Consider the following 14337-nt stretch of genomic DNA (forward strand, 5'->3'; position numbering starts at 1 on the left):
ATTTTTTACCGACGCGTAACTTCACGCCTCACCTACTCACGCGTAACTTGACGTGAGCACAGCAAACTCCTGCACCTCTCCCGAGCCGCGAGGAGCTTCATGATGCTGCCCGGATCCACGCTCCCCCGGAAGAGATGGCGGCGGGCCGTGCGCGCCCTCACCGTCGTCGCCGCTCTCCTCACCGCCACCATGACCCCCGCCGCGGTCGCCCACGCGGCGCCCGCCGCCACGCACAGCGGCTGGAACGACTACTCCTGCAAGCCGTCGGCGGCCCACCCGCGCCCGGTCGTCCTGGTGCACGGCACGTTCGGCAACTCCGTCGACAACTGGCTGGTCCTCGCGCCCTACTTGGTCAAGCGCGGCTACTGCGTCTTCTCGCTGGACTACGGGCAACTGCCCGGGGTGCCGCTCTTCAACGGCCTGGGGCCGATCGCGAAGTCGGCCGGACAACTGGACGCCTTCGTCGACAAGGTCCGCGGAGCCACCGGCGTCACCAAGGTGGACCTCGTCGGGCACTCCCAGGGCGGCATGATGCCGCGCTACTACCTGAAGTTCCTCGGCGGCGCCGCCGAGGTCAACGCCCTCATCGGCATCGCCCCCGACAACCACGGCACCACCCTCAGCGGCCTGACCCGGCTGCTGCCCTACTTCCCCGGCATCGAACCCCTGTTGACGCTCGCGACCCCGGGCCTCGCCGACCAGATCGCCGGCTCCGACTTCGTCACCAAGCTCAACGCGGGCGGCGACACCGTGCCGGGCGTCCGTTACACCGTCATCGCGACCAAGTACGACGAGGTCGTCACCCCGTACCGGACCCAGTTCCTCGCCGGGCCCGACGTGCGCAACGTCGTCGTGCAGGACCTGTGCCCCGCCGACCTCTCCGAGCACGTGACCATCGGCACCGTCGACCTCGTCGCCTACCACGAGGTCGCCAACGCCCTGGATCCCGCGCACGCCACGGCGACCGACTGCTTCAACTGACGTGCGGGGGCCCGCCGGCCGCAGTTGCCGGCCGGCGGGCCCCCGCACGGGGGAGCGGGGTCAGCGGCTGTGCCGGCCGGCCGTCACCGCGCGGCGGCGCACCGAGGCGAACAGCCCCGCCGCGCCGATGGCCAGGGCGGCCGCGCCGCCCACCGCGATGTAGGGGGTGGTGGAGTCGCCGCCGGTCTCCGCCAGGTTCTCCTTGCCGCCCTGGGCGGTCAGCTGCTCGTCCGCACCTGTGTCCGCGGCCGGGCCGGTGCCCGCGCTCGTGCCGGTGCCGGCCGCGGCGGCGCCGGTCGACGGGGAGGCCGACCCGTGCGTCCCGTGCGTCGCGGGGGCGTCGCCGCTCATGTCCATGCCGCCGTGGTCGATCGTCGACTTGTCGGCGTCCTGCGCGATCTGCTCGTCCGTCGGCGCGGACGGGGCCGCCGCCGGGGCCGGGTCCGAGGCGGCGGAGCCCCCGCCGTACGTCACGTCCGAGCAGGAGTAGAACGCCTCCGGGCTGTCCGAACGCTGCCAGACGCCGTAGATCAGCTGGCGGCCCGTGCGCTCGGGCAGCGTGCCGGAGAAGGTGTAGTAGCCGCCCGCGGCCGTCGGGTCCGTCTTCGTCGCGACCGGGTGCGCCAGGTCCAGGTCGGACCAGGCCAGCGGCTTCGACGCGTCGTAGCCCTGCTTCGTCAGGTAGAGGTTGAAGGTGCCCTTGTGCTGGGCGGTCACCTTGTACTTGAAGGTGTACGAGCCCGCCTCGACCCGCGTCGCGGGCCAGTCGGCCCGGGCCAGGTCCATGCCCGTGAACTCCTCGGAGTTCGCCGAGCAGAGCTTGCCGTCGGGGATGCGCTCCCGGGACTTGCCGCCCGCCGCGCCGTCCCGGATGCCGTTCCAGTCGTACAGGGCCTGCGCGCCGCCCGCGGCCACCGCCGCCTTGCACGCCGCCGAGGTGGGGCTCTCGGCGCCCTCGGCGTAACAGGCGGCCACCCGGCTGACCGGGTCGCCGAGCGTGCCGTGCGCTGCCGCGGGGGTGGTCGACAGGAGGGTCAGGGCCAGGGGGGCGATGCCGGTCGCGGTGAGCGCGGCGATCTTTCGGTAGACGGGCACGGGAGCTCCTGGGCGTTCGTGAACGGGGGGTCGTGGCAGCGAAGTTAGCCCGGGGAGCTGCTTGTTTCCGGCCTTCCGGCGGGTCTGAGTCGATCTTTATGGCGCGCTTAAGGGTGGGCTCAGACTGGGCTCAGGAAGGGCGCCTCAGGGGGGCGCAGGAGGGTGGTGGTGTGCGCGAGGGGGAGTGGCGTAGACAGGGCGGCATGAGCAACGCACCCTGCACGGTCCGGCGCGCCACCGCCGCCGACGTCCCCGCGATCGCCGCCGTCACCGACGCGGCGTACCGCCCTTACATCGCCCGTATCGGGCTCGTCCCGCAGCCCATGGAGGCCGACCACGCGGCGGACGTGGCGGCGGGCCGGGTGTACGTCACCGGGGAGCCGGACGTGATCGGCCTGGTCGTCGTCGAGGCCCGCCCCGGCCACCTCTTCCTCGACAGCATCGCGGTCCACCCCGCCGCCCACGGGCAGGGGGTGGGCCGCGGCCTGCTCGGCTTCGTCGACGAGCACGCGCGCGGACTCGGCCTTCCCGAAGTGCGGCTCTACACCCATGTGTCGATGGTGGAGAACCAGCGGATCTATCCGCGGTACGGCTACGAGATCGTGGAGCGCCGCGTCGACGGGCCCTACGACCGCATCCACTACCGCAAGCGTCTCAGCGCCGTCTGACCGGCCCGCCTACTCGTCCGGCCACCACGTCTTGCGCACGTCCTTGCGCACCTCGGCGCGCTCGCGGGCCGGCTCGGCCGCCTCGTCCCGCAGCCGGCGCGTGATGGAACTCGCTCCGGTGGGCTTGTGCATGGTCACTCGGCGCATGGTGCCTCCTGTACCTTCACGGGTTCCGACCCGCTGCCGTTGTAGACCTGTTCCCGCCCGCATAGCCATCGAAGCGCAATTGTCAGTGGCGGTTGTCATGATGTGCCGATGAACCCGAGTGCGCGGAGCGAGCAATGGGACGCGGCGGCGGCCGCGTTCGACGAGGAACCCGACCACGGCCTGCGGGATCCCGCGGTGCGGGCCGCCTGGGCACAGCGGCTCGGGGCCTGGCTGCCCGCGCGCCCCGGCGACCTCGTGGACCTCGGCTGCGGGACCGGCTCCCTGTCCCTGCTCGCGGCCGAGCGGGGCCACCGCGTCACCGGGGTCGACTTCGCGCCGGGCATGCTGGAGCGCGCCCGCGAGAAACTCGCCGCGTACGACGCCACGTTCCTGGCCGGGGACGCGGCGGCGCCCCCGGTGCCGCCCGCCGCGTACGACGTGGTGCTCGTCCGGCACGTGCTGTGGGCGCTGCCCGATCCCGCGGCGGCCCTGCGCACCTGGGCGGAGCTGCTGCGGCCCGGAGGACGCCTGGTGCTGGTCGAGGGGGTGTGGGGAGAGGTGAGCCCCGCCGGGATCCCCGCGCGGCGGCTGGTCGCCCTGGCGCGGGAGCTGTTCACCGACGTGACGCACGAGGAGCTGTCGCCGGACGCGCGCCTGTGGGGCCGCCCGGTGCGGGACGAGCGGTACGCGGTGGTCGCGACGGGGCGCTGACCCGCGGCGGCCCGTCACTCCAGCAGGGCCGGGAGGCCGCCGGCGCGGGCGCACCGGTCCAGGTCGTCGAGGGCCCGGAGCGCCGCGGCGGCTGCCGCCGGGTCGCGGGCGGCGAGGCCGCTGTCGGCGAACTCGTCCTCGTCCAGGCGCAGCACCTGGCCGCCGTCGGCACGGACCCACAGGTCGAGATCGAGGTCCTCGCAGACGACCGAGCCGTCGTCGGCGCGCCGGGCGGGCCGGGCGATGTCGCAGTACCAGCCCTTCAGCCGCCCGTCGCCCGCCCGTACCTCCTTGACGGCGTACCAGCGGTCGCGCCAGTAGTGCTCGGTGAACACGTCGCCCGGCTCGAAGCGCACGAAGCCGAAGTCGCGCACGCCCGCGCCCGCCCAGCCGGCGCGCACGGCGATGTGCGTGCCGTCGTCGGACAGCAGCAGCGCCGGGTAACTGATCTTCGTACGGCCCGCCTTGACCAGCGTGACCTGGATGCCGGCCGGGGCCCCAGGGGTGGGCATGGTGCACCTCCGTCGCGTCGCACTCGTCGCCGGACCGCCCGGGCGCGGACGGTCACGGGTCTGCGCCGCACGCTACGTTCCCCCGCGCCCGGGGGCCTCCGAATTTCCGCGCGGACCGTGCCCCCGGGGCCGGATGCTGCGCGGCGTGCGGCGCTGCGGGAGAATCGGGCACGTGACCTTGAAGATCCGTATGGACGACAGTGCCGCCCCCTACGAGCAGGTGCGGGCCCAGATCTCCGAGCAGGCCAGGGCCGGGACGCTGCCCGTGGGCCACAAACTGCCCACCGTGCGCGGCCTCGCCGAGGAGCTGGGCCTCGCCGCGAACACCGTGGCCAAGGCGTACCGGGCACTGGAGGCGGACGGGGTGATCGAGACGCGCGGGCGCAACGGCACGTTCGTCGCCGCCGCCGGGGACGCGGCCGCCCGGGAAGCGGCGCTCGCGGCGCAGGCCTTCGCCGACCGCGTCCGGCGGCTCGGCCTGTCCGAGGACGCGGCGCTCGCGGCGGCGCGGGACGCCCTGCGCGCGGCGTACGCCTGACGGCCGGGCGAGACGCGCCTCGTGGAGCGCCGCGCTTCTCCTAGGGTGGCGCGCTTGTCGTGGGGTGGCGCGCTTGTCGTGGGGTGGCGCGCTTGTCGTGGGGTGGCGCGCTTGTCGTGGGGTGGCGCGCTTGTCGTGAGGCGGCGCGCTTGTCGTGAGGTGGCGCGCTTGTCGTGAGGCGGCGCGCTTGTCGTGAGGTGGCGCGCTTGTCGTGGAGCGGCCGCTACAAGTACAGCCCTGCCTCCGGCCCGCCCCGCTGGTCCGGGACCGAGGTCGGCGAGATGCCGCGGCGCAGCGCGTACAGCTCGGCCAGCGTCGCGCCGTCCCGGCCCAGGCCCTCCTCCGTGCCGAGCCAGTCGGTCGCCTCGCGGCGGGTCAGCGGGCCCACCTCGATCCGGGCCAGGCAGCGGCCGGGGCGGACCACCGCGGGGTGCAGCCGCTCCAGGTCCTCGTTCGTGGTGACCCCCACCAGGACGTTGCGCCCCTGGCCGAGCAGGCCGTCCGTCAGGTTCAGCAGCCGGGAGAGGGCCTGCCCCGCCGTGTGCTTGGCCTCGCCGCGGATCAGCTCGTCGCAGTCCTCCAGGAGCAGCAGCCGCCAGCGGCCCTTCGCCGTGCCGTCGTCCTCGCCGATCGCGATGTCCATCAGGTAGCCGACGTCGGAGAAGAGCCGCTCCGGGTCGAGCACGCAGTCGACCTGGCACCAGTCCCGCCAGGAGCGGGCCAGCGTGCGCAGCGCCGACGTCTTGCCGGTCCCCGGCGGCCCGTGCAGGAGCAGCAGCCGCCCGGCGATGTCCTCGGGCCGGGTCTTCATCAGCTCGTCCAGGGCCTCGGCCACCGGCTCCGTGTAGTTGGCCCGGACCTCTTCCCAGGTGCCCGCGGAGATCTGCCGGGTCGTGCGGTGCGGGCCGCGCCGCGGCGACACGTACCAGAACCCCATCGTCACGTTCTCCGGCTGCGGCTCCGGCTCGTCGGCCGCGCCGTCGGTCGCCTGTCCGAGCACCCGCTCCGCCAGTTCGGCCGTGGTCGCCGTCACCGTGACGTCCGCGCCGCGGTTCCACCGCGAGACCAGGACGGTCCAGCCGTCGCCGTCGGCGAGCGTCGCGCTGCGGTCGTCGTCGCGCGCCGAGCGCAGCACGCGGGCGTCCGGCGGCAGCAGCGTGGCGCCCGAGCGGACCCGGTCGATGTTCTTCGCGCGCGAGTGCGGCTGCTCGCCCGTGGCGAAGCGGCCCAGGAAGAGCGCGTCGACGACGTCGGAGGGGGAGTCGCTGTCGTCGACGCCCAGCCGGACGGGCAGTGCGTCGAAGGGGTTGGCGGCCATGCCGCCATGATCCGGCACAATCGTGCGGCCCGCACCGAGATTTCCCGAGTGCGTCCACCCGGAGCGGGGCGGCCCGAACTCCCGTGTCGGCGCCGCGAGTCGTCCTCCGGCGCCGCGCTGCTCCCGCTCCGTTGGGCCTGGAGGCCTCCGGCGGGCGTCGCTTCTACGGGCGTAGCGTCCGCAAGTTGAGGGTATGTCATATCCGTGACATGTACCTGCAATTGAACGGCGGACGAATCCTCGTCTGGAGTACTTCCCGGTAACTCTGTGGCGTGCTACCACAGATGTGGCAGAGATCCTGCTAAGGGAGGTTCCATGAGACGTTTCCGACTTGCGGCATACGTGACCTCGTTCCTCTTCGCCGCCACGGCCGCCCTCACCGGGGCGAGCGTGGCGCAGGCGGCCGAGAACGCCGCCCCCACCGGCTATGTGGCCCTCGGTGACTCGTACTCCTCCGGGGTCGGGTCCGGCAGCTACGACAGCGCCAGCGGCAACTGCAAGCGCTCCACCAAGGCGTACCCGGCCCTGTGGGCCGCGGCCCACTCACCCTCCAGCTTCAGCTTCACCGCGTGTTCGGGTGCCAGGACCGGCGATGTCCTCTCCGGCCAGCTCGGCCCGCTCGGCGCGGGGACCGGCCTGGTCTCCATCAGCATCGGGGGCAACGACGCCGGCTTCGCCGACGTCATGACGACCTGCGTCCTGCAGTCCGAGTCCACCTGCATCAACCGGGTCAACCAGGCCCGCTCGTACGTCACCTCGACCCTGCCCGCCAGCCTCGACAAGGTGTACACCGCGATCAGCACCAAGGCCCCGGCCGCCCATGTGGTGGTCGTCGGCTACCCCCGCTTCTACAAGATCGGCGGCTCCTGCCTCGCGGGCCTGTCCGAGAACGAGCGGACGGCGATCAACTCGGCCGCCGACCTGATCAACGCCACCACCGCCAAGCGCGCCGCCGACCACGGCTTCACCTTCGGCGACGTGACCACCACCTTCACCGGCCACGAGATCTGCTCCGGCAGCCCCTGGCTGCACAGCGTGAACTGGACCAACATCGGCGAGTCCTACCACCCCACCGCGGCCGGCCAGTCGGGCGGCTACCTGCCCGTGTTCACCTCCGCCGCCTGACCGACCCGAGCGCCACCTGGTACGTGGGTGAACCAGTGGTGGCCCCGCTCGTCGGGGTCACCGCCTCACAAGTGATCCAGTACGCCACATAGTTGGACGTCACCGCGGCCGGATCGGGTCCCGACACGCCGTCACGGGCCTCCGGCTTGACGGCGACCGCTCCTTCACTCGCTGTGACGGCGGCGTCGGACGGAGCCGCCAGAGGGCCGCCAGATGCCCCGGTTGTCCAACTCGCCCTGGAATCAGTCGTATTCGGAGAGTAATCGGCAAAGGGGCGTCAACCACCCGTCGAGGGAGGTGAATCGTGCGACCGGGATACACGAGTGTCCCGATGGGGCGATAGGGTTAACCTGCCCGGGCCGGGTGCCCTCGTACGGGTGGGGAGTGACATGGAACAGATAACAGTGCGCAGCAGGCCTCGTGTGCCTGCGATCACGTGTGGGAGCAGCGCGACCAGTTCGCGTCTCGACCGCCATCTCTCGGTGCTCGGCGGCCCTGCCGTCCCGCAGCGCGAGGTGGCCGAGGCGACGACGCTGATGCGTGAGCTCACCGCACGTGACACCGCGCACGAGCGTGGCGGGAGTGCCGCGCGGGTGCGGCGGGTCTCGCTCTTCGCACCACTGCGGCGCCTGCGCCGCACGTTGTTCGGCGGCCGCTGACAGGCCGCCCGTCCAGCGGGACACAAGCCCGCACCCGGACTCCGCGCCGACCGGCGCACCGCCGCGCATCTTCACGACCGTCATCCCCACGGCATGCGGCGGGCGCCCCGGCCAGGAGCCCGGGTGCGGGCTCTCGCGTTCTCCGGCGTGCGTGGCCGCGCGGAGTGCGCCTTTCGGGGGCGCGGGGAACCGCGCGACCCGCCCCCGCTCGCCCGCGGTGTCACAGGAACGCGAACTGGCCGCCCGGGCCTTCCTCGGGCTGGTTCAGGACGGTCGCCGGGCGGCCGGCGGCAGGTGGTACGGGAAGGACGCCGGCCCGCCGCAGCTCGAAGGGGCCGATGAGTTCGCCCGGCTCGCTCCGCAACTCCCTTTGCAGCGGCTCTAGTTCGGCCAGAAGAGTCAGCACCGTGATGAGTTCGAGCAGCTCGGACGTCCACGGCTGGGGCCAGGTCGCCGGGCGCACGGCCGCCAGCGTGCCCGGTGCGCCCGGCGCGGTGCGGCGCGCGAACCACTGCTCCAGGACCCGGACCCCGCTGACGTGGAAGTCCCAGGCCGCCGCCGGGACCGGCGCGATGCGACCGTCGCCGATCAGCAGGGCCTCCTCCGCGCGGTCGTAGAGCAGCTCGGTGGGGCGGGGCGGCAGCGGCGCGCGGACGTAGGGACGGCGGCCGCCGGGCAGCCGCGGCCGCTCGGTGCCGGTGCCGCGGCGGTGCAACCACATGGCACGGCGGCCGAGTTCGACGCCGCGCGCCCAGACCTCCGGGTCCGCGGGCAGCGGCACCCGGCACTCCTTGGCGTCCCTGCCGCCCGCCGCCAGCACCCAGGCCGCCAGCTCCTCGGCGTCCACCGGCCGGCCGTAGCCGCCCGCGAGGTGTGCGAGCAGGCCCGGTGTGACGTTCGGTTCGGCGCTGCCGGGGCGCCGGTAGAGCGGGCGGATCCGGCCCGGCCGGCCCGCGGGGGAGCGGCCCTCCGGCAGGATCGCGCTGGCCAGCACGGCGGGGCCGCCCGCGTCGGGGACGTACCCCTGCTCGACGAGGAAGAGCTGGTGGTCGTCCGCGACCCGCCACAGCTCGGGCCGGGCCGCGTCGATCAGCCGCTGGTCGGGGATGAGCCACTGCTCGTCGAAGGGCCCGTGCAGCACCCGCACCGGCTCCGGGCACGGCCCCGCGGCCCGCGCCAGCGGCTCCGTCCCCGCGCGCTGTCCGGGCAGTTGGGCGGCGGCCGTGTGCAGGGTCCGGGCGCGGGACGGTTCGAGCAGTTCCCCGCGCCGGTCCGCGGGAGCGGTGAGGAACGCCTGCCAGCGGGCCTTCAGCGACGCCGGGTCCGGGGCGAGGGGCCAGCCCCGGCCCAGGCGCAGCGGCGCCACGGACCACGGCATGAGGTCCGCGAGCGGCACGGTGTCGGTGAGCGGCCCGTCGTTCGTCACGCCCGGCATGCTACGTCGCCTCCAGGGCGGGTCAGTCGGCGTCCAGCGTCACCGTGAACGAGAAGCGGTCCCCGCGGTAGTGGATGACCGCGACGTCCAGTACCTGCCCCTCCTCGTCGTACGTGATGCCCGTGTAGTGCAGGATCGGGCTGAGCAGCGGGACCTGGAGCAGCCGGGCCGTCTCCGGGTCGGCGAGGCGGGCCGCCACCGAGTCCGTGATCCGGCTGATCCGTACGCCGACCACGTCCCGCAGCACCTTCGTCATCGGCCAGCGCGCCAGGTCCGCCACGTCGAGCCGGGCGCCCAGGTCGGGGCGGAGGTAGTTGCGGGCGTGGTTCGTCGGCTCGCCCGTCTTCTCATCGCTGCGCAGCCGGTGGTACGTGGCGACGGTCCCGTGCCCCGGGAACAGGTCGGCGTACGCCACCGGGACCGGCGCCGGGCCGTGTTCGAGCAGTTCGGTCGCCATTCCGGACTGCTGCGCCACGATCGCGTCGACCGAGCCCAGCAGGCGCACCGGGGCGCCCTGGCGGGCCGTCGGCTCGATGAACGTGCCGCGGCGCCGGTGCCGGGAGATGAGCCCCTCGTCCTCCAGCTCCTTCAGCGCCTGGCGCATGGTCAGGACGGAGACCCCGTAGTGCCCGGCGAGCTGCTCCTCGGTGGGCAGGCGCAGGGGGTCCTGCGGGGAGCGGCCGAGTATGGAGGCGCGCAGGGACTGCGACACCTGGTACCAGAGTGGCAGTTTGCGGTTCAGGACGATCGAGTCCGGGGCGAATGACGTCACGGGGTTATCCGTATCTGGCGGGGGCGTTCTGTGCAATGCGGGGGTGGGGGCTGCGTCTTCGTGTGCCGGGTCACTGAATCGCGGGCGGCTGCCCGGCCGGTGGGGCTTCTCGCGCAGTTCCCCGCGCCCCCGAAGCATGCGGCTTCGCCGCAGCTTCCCCGGTCCCGGGCCGACCCGTCCGGATCGCGGCACCGGGCCGGTGGGGGCTGGTCGCGCAGTTCCCCGCGCCCCTGAAAGGCGCACTCCGTGCGCCCCTGTTTTCGGCCGCGGGTTCGGTGGGGCTTCTCGCGCCGTTCCCCGCGCCCCTGGAGGCTTGCGGCTTCGCCGCTGCCTCCAGGGGCGCGATGAGATGGCGCACGAAGTGCGCATCTCGGGGGCGCGGGGAACTGCGCGAGAAGCCCCACCGGCCGGGCAGCCGCATCGCGACCCGCGCGACCAGCCACGACGGACGGTCGGGCGCCCCGCGAACCGCACCCCGGCAGGCGGCCGACCGCGCGAGTCCTACCCGGAGAAATGCCGCTCCAGCCCCGCCCAGACCCCGTCATAGCCGCACTGCAAGTGCCCCGCCTCGCGTGCCTGCCGCGCCACCGTGATCGGCCACCGCGTCTCGAACATGAACGCCAGCCCGTCATCCACCCGGCGAGGGACGAGCTCCGCCGCGCTCGCCCGGTCGAACGTCTCCCGGTCGGGCCCGTGCGCCGACATCATGTTGTGCAGCGACCCCCCGCCCGGCACGAACCCCGCGGCCTTCGCGTCGTACGCGCCGTCGATGAGCCCCATGTACTCGCTCATCACGTTCCGGTGGAAGTACGGCGGCCGGAACGTGTCCTCGCCGACCAGCCAGCGCGGCGCGAAGACCACGAAGTCCACACCGGCGAGGCCCGGCGTGTCCGAGGGCGACGTCAGCACCGTGAAGATCGACGGGTCCGGGTGGTCGTAGGAGATCGTGCCGAGGACGTTGAAGCGGCGCAGGTCGTACACGTACGGGACGTGGTTGCCGTGCCAGGCGACGACGTCGAGCGGGGAGTGGTCGTAGGTCGCCGTCCAGAGGTTGCCGCAGAACTTGTTGACGACCTCCACCGGGCGCGGCGCGTCCCCGTCGTCCTCGTACGCGGCGACGGGGGCCCGGAAGTCCCGGGCGTTCGCCAGGCCGTTGGCGCCGATCGGGCCGAGGTCGGGAAGGCGGAAGGGCGCGCCGTAGTTCTCGCAGACGTACCCCCGGGCCGTCCCGTCGAGGAGCTCGACGCGGAAGCGCACCCCGCGCGGGATGAGCGCGACCTCGCCCGGCCGCGCCGCGAGCAGGCCGAACTCGGTGCGCAGCAGCAGCCCGCCGTGCTCCGGCACGATGAGCAGCTCGCCGTCGGAGTCGCTGAACACCCGGTCCGTCATGGGGGAGTCGGCGTGGTACAGGTGCACGGCCATGCCGGTGCGCTGCGTCACGTCACCGTTGCCGCCCAGCGTCCACAGGCCGGCCAGCCAGTCCGTGCCGGGCGCGGGCGCGGGCAGCGGGTCCCAGCGGCGCCGGTTGGGGTCGGGGACGGACTCGGTGAAGGGCGCGGTACGCAGCGCGCCGTTGTCCACGCGGGTGAACTCGGGGTGCGCTGCCGACGGACGGATCCGGTACAGCCACGAACGGCGGTTGTGCGCGCGGGGTTCGGTGAAGGCCGTGCCGCTGAGCTGCTCCGCGTAGAGGCCGAGCGGGGCGCGCTGCGGCGAGTTGCGCCCCAGGGGCAGGGCGCCCGGCACGGCTTCCGACCCGTGCTCGTTCCCGAAACCGGACAGATAGGCCAGACCCTCGGCCAGCTTGCGGACGTCGCCGCTCATCTTCGCTCCCTCGTCCCTGATTCCTATGCGCAACCGTAGGATTCGGTACGGTGCCGCGCAAGAGGCGGCCCGCCGGACGGTGCCCTCGGTGCGGCCTCCTCCCCGAGAGGGATCCGTGAACGTGAGCGTTGCTCTACTGTCCCGCTCATGTCCAGGACACCGCGCGTCCGCACCGCCGCCGTCCTCCTGGCGTGCGCCGTGCTGACGGGGCTCGCCGGGTGCGGGGGCGACGGCGGCGAGCCGCGCCGGGTCGGCACGCTCCTCGACCGCACCGACGACGCGGGCCACCGTTACCGGCAGGTCCGCGCCGAGGGCGCCCCCGAGGTCGGCGTCGTCGTCCAGCCGGACCCCGACCCCGCCCGGGGCTGGGACGTGCGGATCCGGGTGCGCCACTTCCGCCTCAGCCCTCCGGGCACCCCCGCGGCGGCGGTGCGGGGCCGCGGCTACGTGCAGCTCTCCCTGGACGGCCGCCGCCTCGCCCGGCTCCACGGCACCGCCTACCGGCTGCCCGCCGCCCGCGTCGGCCGCGGCACGCATCACGTCACCGCCCGTCTGCACGCCGACGACGCCACGGTCTGGTCGGTCGAGGGCACCCCGGTCGAGGCCACGGCCGACCTGACGTCGTCCGGCACGGAGACGGCCCCCGCGGGCGACCCGGACGCGTCCGGCACGGGGAGGACCACCGGGGGCGACGCGGATGCGTCCGGCACGGGGAGGACCACCGGGGGCGACGCGGACGCGTCCGGCACGGGGACGGCCACCGCGGGCGACCCGGACGCGTCCGGCACGGGGACGGCCACCGGGGGCGACGCGGACGCGTCCGGCACGGGGAGGACCACCGGGGGCGACGCGGATGCGTCCGGTACCGAGACGGCCCCCGCGGGCGCCCCGGACGCGTCCGGTACCGAGACGGCCCCCGCGGGTGACCCGGACGCGTCCGGTACCAAGGCGGCACCCGTAGGCGCCCCCGGCACGTCCGGCGCCGAGGCCACGGACCCCGCCCCCGTAGGGTGACCCGCATGTCCCAGCCCATGCCTCTGCGTCGCACGCCCGTTCAGCAGCGCAGTGCCGAGCGGCTCGGCCGGATTCTCGACGCCTGTGCCCGGCTGCTCGACGAAGCGGGGTACGACGAGCTGAGCACCAGGACCGTCGCGACCCGGGCCGACGTGCCCATCGGCTCGGTGTACCGCTTCTTCGGCAACAAGCGGGCCATGGTCGACGCCCTGGCCCAGCGCAATCTGGAGCGGTACGCCGAGCGCGTCGCCGAGCGGCTCACCGCCATCGCCGCGGACGACTGGCGCGGCGCCATGGACACCGTCCTCGACGAGTACCTCGCCATGAAGCGCACGGCCCCCGGCTTCGCCCTCGTCGACTTCGGCACCCAGATCCCCGTCGGCGACCCCGGCGCCGACCCCAACCACCGCGTCGCCGACACCCTCACCGGCCTCCTCGCCCCGCACCTGGGCCGCACCCCCGACGACGCCCTGCGCCGCGCCTTCCTCGTCGCCGTCGAGGCCGCCGACGCCCTGGTCCGCCTCGCCTTCCGGCTCGACCCGGCGGGCGACGAGCGCATCATCGAGGAGACCCGGCAGCTGCTGCGCGGCTATCTGGCACGTGTCCTGGACTGAACAGCGCGCCGTACCCTGCCCGTTGCTATGGTGTCGGCACCCTGAGTGACCGTAGGGGGACGTCATGGCGAGGGTGCTCTGCTTGCACGGGATCGGCCAGCAGTACGCGGGTGAGAGGGAGTTGCACGCCTCCTGGTATCCGGCCGCGTGCGACGGGCTGGCCCGCGCGGGCGCCGCCCCGCCCGCCCCCGGAGACCTCGACTGCGTCTTCTACGGCGACCTGTTCCGCCCCGCCGGGCGCACCCTCTCCGTCCTCGCCCCGCCCCTGGACGCTTCGGACGTCGCCGAGGGATACGAGACCGAACTGCTGCTCGCCCTGTGGGCGGAGGCGGCCCGCACCGACGCCGCCGTCGTCGCGCCGGACGCCCGCACCCTCGCCCGGACCCCGCGCGCCGTGCAGCGCGCCCTCGACGCGCTCAGCCGCTCCCGGTTCTTCGCCCGCCTCGCGCTGCGGGCGCTGGTCCTCGACCTCAAGCAGGTGCGGGCCTACCTCTGCGACCCGGACGTCCACCACGCCGTACAGGCACGGGTGTCGGCGGCCGTGACCGCCGACACCCGCATCGTCGTCGGCCACTCGCTGGGCAGCGTCGTCGCCTACGAGGCGCTGTGCGCGCACCCCGAGTGGCCGGTCCGCTCGCTGCTCACCCTCGGCTCGCCGCTCGGCATCCGCAACCTCGTCTTCGACCGGCTGCGGACCGGACCGGACGGCGGGCCCGGCGCCTGGCCGGGACCGGTCCGCACCTGGACCAACATCGCCGACCGGGGCGACGTCGTGGCCCTCGTCAAGGACCTCCGCCCGCTGTTCGGGGAGCGGGTGACGGGGCACCTCGTGCACAACGGGGCCACGGCCCACGACGTGACCCGCTACCTGAACACGCGGGAGGCCGGACAGGCGCTCGCCGACGCCCAGAGCCCCGGCTGAGC

At 74.0% G+C, this 14337-nt stretch carries 16 protein-coding genes; 9 read left to right on the forward strand and 7 right to left on the reverse strand.

What is annotated here, in order from left to right; genetic code table 11:
• Nucleotides 1-102: 102 nt before the first annotated feature.
• Nucleotides 103-981, forward strand: coding sequence for an esterase/lipase family protein (locus tag ACIBW6_RS29870; RefSeq protein ID WP_399065185.1), 879 nt, complete (start codon nt 103-105; stop codon nt 979-981).
• A gap of 60 nt (nt 982-1041) precedes the next feature.
• On the opposite strand, the gene ACIBW6_RS29875 is transcribed toward ACIBW6_RS29870, so the two are convergent.
• Nucleotides 1042-2076 carry a lytic polysaccharide monooxygenase gene (locus ACIBW6_RS29875; RefSeq protein WP_399065012.1) on the reverse strand — a complete coding sequence of 345 codons (1035 nt, stop codon included), beginning with the start codon at nt 2074-2076 and terminating at the stop codon, nt 1042-1044.
• Between the two features lie 203 nt (nt 2077-2279).
• Between ACIBW6_RS29875 and ACIBW6_RS29880 the strand changes: the two genes are divergently transcribed.
• Nucleotides 2280-2744 (forward strand): GNAT family N-acetyltransferase, encoded by a 465-nt coding sequence (locus ACIBW6_RS29880; protein WP_399065015.1) that lies wholly within the window; start codon nt 2280-2282, stop codon nt 2742-2744.
• 9 nt (nt 2745-2753) lie between these two features.
• Here ACIBW6_RS29880 and ACIBW6_RS29885 read toward each other — a convergent pair whose 3' ends face one another.
• Complete coding sequence (locus ACIBW6_RS29885) at nt 2754-2891, reverse strand: hypothetical protein (protein ID WP_399065017.1); 138 nt, start codon at nt 2889-2891, stop codon at nt 2754-2756.
• A 108-nt stretch (nt 2892-2999) separates the two neighbouring features.
• Between ACIBW6_RS29885 and ACIBW6_RS29890 the strand changes: the two genes are divergently transcribed.
• Nucleotides 3000-3602: a class I SAM-dependent methyltransferase gene (locus ACIBW6_RS29890; protein WP_399065018.1), complete on the forward strand. Its 603-nt coding sequence runs from the start codon at nt 3000-3002 to the stop codon at nt 3600-3602.
• Between the two features lie 14 nt (nt 3603-3616).
• Here ACIBW6_RS29890 and ACIBW6_RS29895 read toward each other — a convergent pair whose 3' ends face one another.
• Nucleotides 3617-4114, reverse strand: a complete 498-nt coding sequence (locus ACIBW6_RS29895; protein ID WP_399065020.1) for a DUF402 domain-containing protein — start codon at nt 4112-4114, stop codon at nt 3617-3619.
• A gap of 172 nt (nt 4115-4286) precedes the next feature.
• Here ACIBW6_RS29895 and ACIBW6_RS29900 point away from each other — a divergent pair, with 172 nt between their 5' ends.
• A complete protein-coding gene (locus ACIBW6_RS29900) occupies nt 4287-4652 on the forward strand; it encodes a GntR family transcriptional regulator (protein ID WP_399065022.1) in 366 nt (121 codons plus the stop codon).
• A gap of 223 nt (nt 4653-4875) precedes the next feature.
• Here the strand turns inward: ACIBW6_RS29900 and ACIBW6_RS29905 are convergent, their stop codons facing one another.
• Nucleotides 4876-5970 (reverse strand): DUF5925 domain-containing protein, encoded by a 1095-nt coding sequence (locus ACIBW6_RS29905; protein ID WP_399065024.1) that lies wholly within the window; start codon nt 5968-5970, stop codon nt 4876-4878.
• 315 nt (nt 5971-6285) lie between these two features.
• On the opposite strand from ACIBW6_RS29905, the gene ACIBW6_RS29910 reads away from it, so the two are divergent.
• Both ACIBW6_RS29910 and ACIBW6_RS29915 read left to right on the forward strand, forming a co-directional pair.
• Nucleotides 6286-7095, forward strand: coding sequence for an SGNH/GDSL hydrolase family protein (locus ACIBW6_RS29910; protein ID WP_399065026.1), 810 nt, complete (start codon nt 6286-6288; stop codon nt 7093-7095).
• Between the two features lie 389 nt (nt 7096-7484).
• Nucleotides 7485-7754, forward strand: coding sequence for a hypothetical protein (locus ACIBW6_RS29915; protein WP_324769275.1), 270 nt, complete (start codon nt 7485-7487; stop codon nt 7752-7754).
• Between the two features lie 220 nt (nt 7755-7974).
• On the opposite strand, the gene ACIBW6_RS29920 is transcribed toward ACIBW6_RS29915, so the two are convergent.
• The 3 genes from ACIBW6_RS29920 to hmgA form a co-directional block, all read right to left on the reverse strand.
• Nucleotides 7975-9189, reverse strand: coding sequence for a type ISP restriction/modification enzyme (locus ACIBW6_RS29920; protein WP_399065028.1), 1215 nt, complete (start codon nt 9187-9189; stop codon nt 7975-7977).
• 22 nt (nt 9190-9211) lie between these two features.
• Nucleotides 9212-9961: a GntR family transcriptional regulator gene (locus ACIBW6_RS29925; RefSeq protein ID WP_399065031.1), complete on the reverse strand. Its 750-nt coding sequence runs from the start codon at nt 9959-9961 to the stop codon at nt 9212-9214.
• A 501-nt stretch (nt 9962-10462) separates the two neighbouring features.
• Nucleotides 10463-11785, reverse strand: coding sequence for a homogentisate 1,2-dioxygenase (gene hmgA / locus ACIBW6_RS29930; protein ID WP_399065033.1), 1323 nt, complete (start codon nt 11783-11785; stop codon nt 10463-10465).
• Nucleotides 11786-11932: 147 nt separating this feature from the next.
• On the opposite strand from hmgA, the gene ACIBW6_RS29935 reads away from it, so the two are divergent.
• The 3 genes from ACIBW6_RS29935 to ACIBW6_RS29945 all read left to right on the forward strand — a co-directional run bounded on the left by ACIBW6_RS29935 (nt 11933) and on the right by ACIBW6_RS29945 (nt 14335).
• Nucleotides 11933-12799 carry a hypothetical protein gene (locus ACIBW6_RS29935; RefSeq protein WP_399065035.1) on the forward strand — a complete coding sequence of 289 codons (867 nt, stop codon included), beginning with the start codon at nt 11933-11935 and terminating at the stop codon, nt 12797-12799.
• Nucleotides 12800-12804: 5 nt separating this feature from the next.
• Nucleotides 12805-13413, forward strand: coding sequence for a TetR family transcriptional regulator (locus tag ACIBW6_RS29940; protein WP_399065037.1), 609 nt, complete (start codon nt 12805-12807; stop codon nt 13411-13413).
• A 64-nt stretch (nt 13414-13477) separates the two neighbouring features.
• On the forward strand, nt 13478-14335 hold the full coding sequence (locus ACIBW6_RS29945) for a hypothetical protein (RefSeq protein WP_399065038.1): 858 nt from the start codon (nt 13478-13480) through the stop codon (nt 14333-14335).
• Nucleotides 14336-14337 lie beyond the last annotated feature (2 nt).

It is taken from the genome of Streptomyces sp. NPDC049813, assembly GCF_044465085.1.
Classification (GTDB): Bacteria; Actinomycetota; Actinomycetes; order Streptomycetales; family Streptomycetaceae; genus Streptomyces.

Coding starts and splice junctions, on each gene's coding strand:
- ACIBW6_RS29870 (WP_399065185.1), top strand. CDS start 103: ATGCTGCCCGGATCCACGCTCCCCCGGAAGAGATGGCGGCGGGCCGTG.
- ACIBW6_RS29880 (WP_399065015.1), top strand. CDS start 2,280: ATGAGCAACGCACCCTGCACGGTCCGGCGCGCCACCGCCGCCGACGTC.
- ACIBW6_RS29885 (WP_399065017.1), bottom strand. CDS start 2,891: ATGCGCCGAGTGACCATGCACAAGCCCACCGGAGCGAGTTCCATCACG.
- ACIBW6_RS29890 (WP_399065018.1), top strand. CDS start 3,000: ATGAACCCGAGTGCGCGGAGCGAGCAATGGGACGCGGCGGCGGCCGCG.
- ACIBW6_RS29895 (WP_399065020.1), bottom strand. CDS start 4,114: ATGCCCACCCCTGGGGCCCCGGCCGGCATCCAGGTCACGCTGGTCAAG.
- ACIBW6_RS29905 (WP_399065024.1), bottom strand. CDS start 5,970: ATGGCCGCCAACCCCTTCGACGCACTGCCCGTCCGGCTGGGCGTCGAC.
- ACIBW6_RS29910 (WP_399065026.1), top strand. CDS start 6,286: ATGAGACGTTTCCGACTTGCGGCATACGTGACCTCGTTCCTCTTCGCC.
- ACIBW6_RS29915 (WP_324769275.1), top strand. CDS start 7,485: ATGGAACAGATAACAGTGCGCAGCAGGCCTCGTGTGCCTGCGATCACG.
- ACIBW6_RS29920 (WP_399065028.1), bottom strand. CDS start 9,189: ATGCCGGGCGTGACGAACGACGGGCCGCTCACCGACACCGTGCCGCTC.
- hmgA (WP_399065033.1), bottom strand. CDS start 11,785: ATGAGCGGCGACGTCCGCAAGCTGGCCGAGGGTCTGGCCTATCTGTCC.
- ACIBW6_RS29935 (WP_399065035.1), top strand. CDS start 11,933: ATGTCCAGGACACCGCGCGTCCGCACCGCCGCCGTCCTCCTGGCGTGC.
- ACIBW6_RS29940 (WP_399065037.1), top strand. CDS start 12,805: ATGTCCCAGCCCATGCCTCTGCGTCGCACGCCCGTTCAGCAGCGCAGT.
- ACIBW6_RS29945 (WP_399065038.1), top strand. CDS start 13,478: ATGGCGAGGGTGCTCTGCTTGCACGGGATCGGCCAGCAGTACGCGGGT.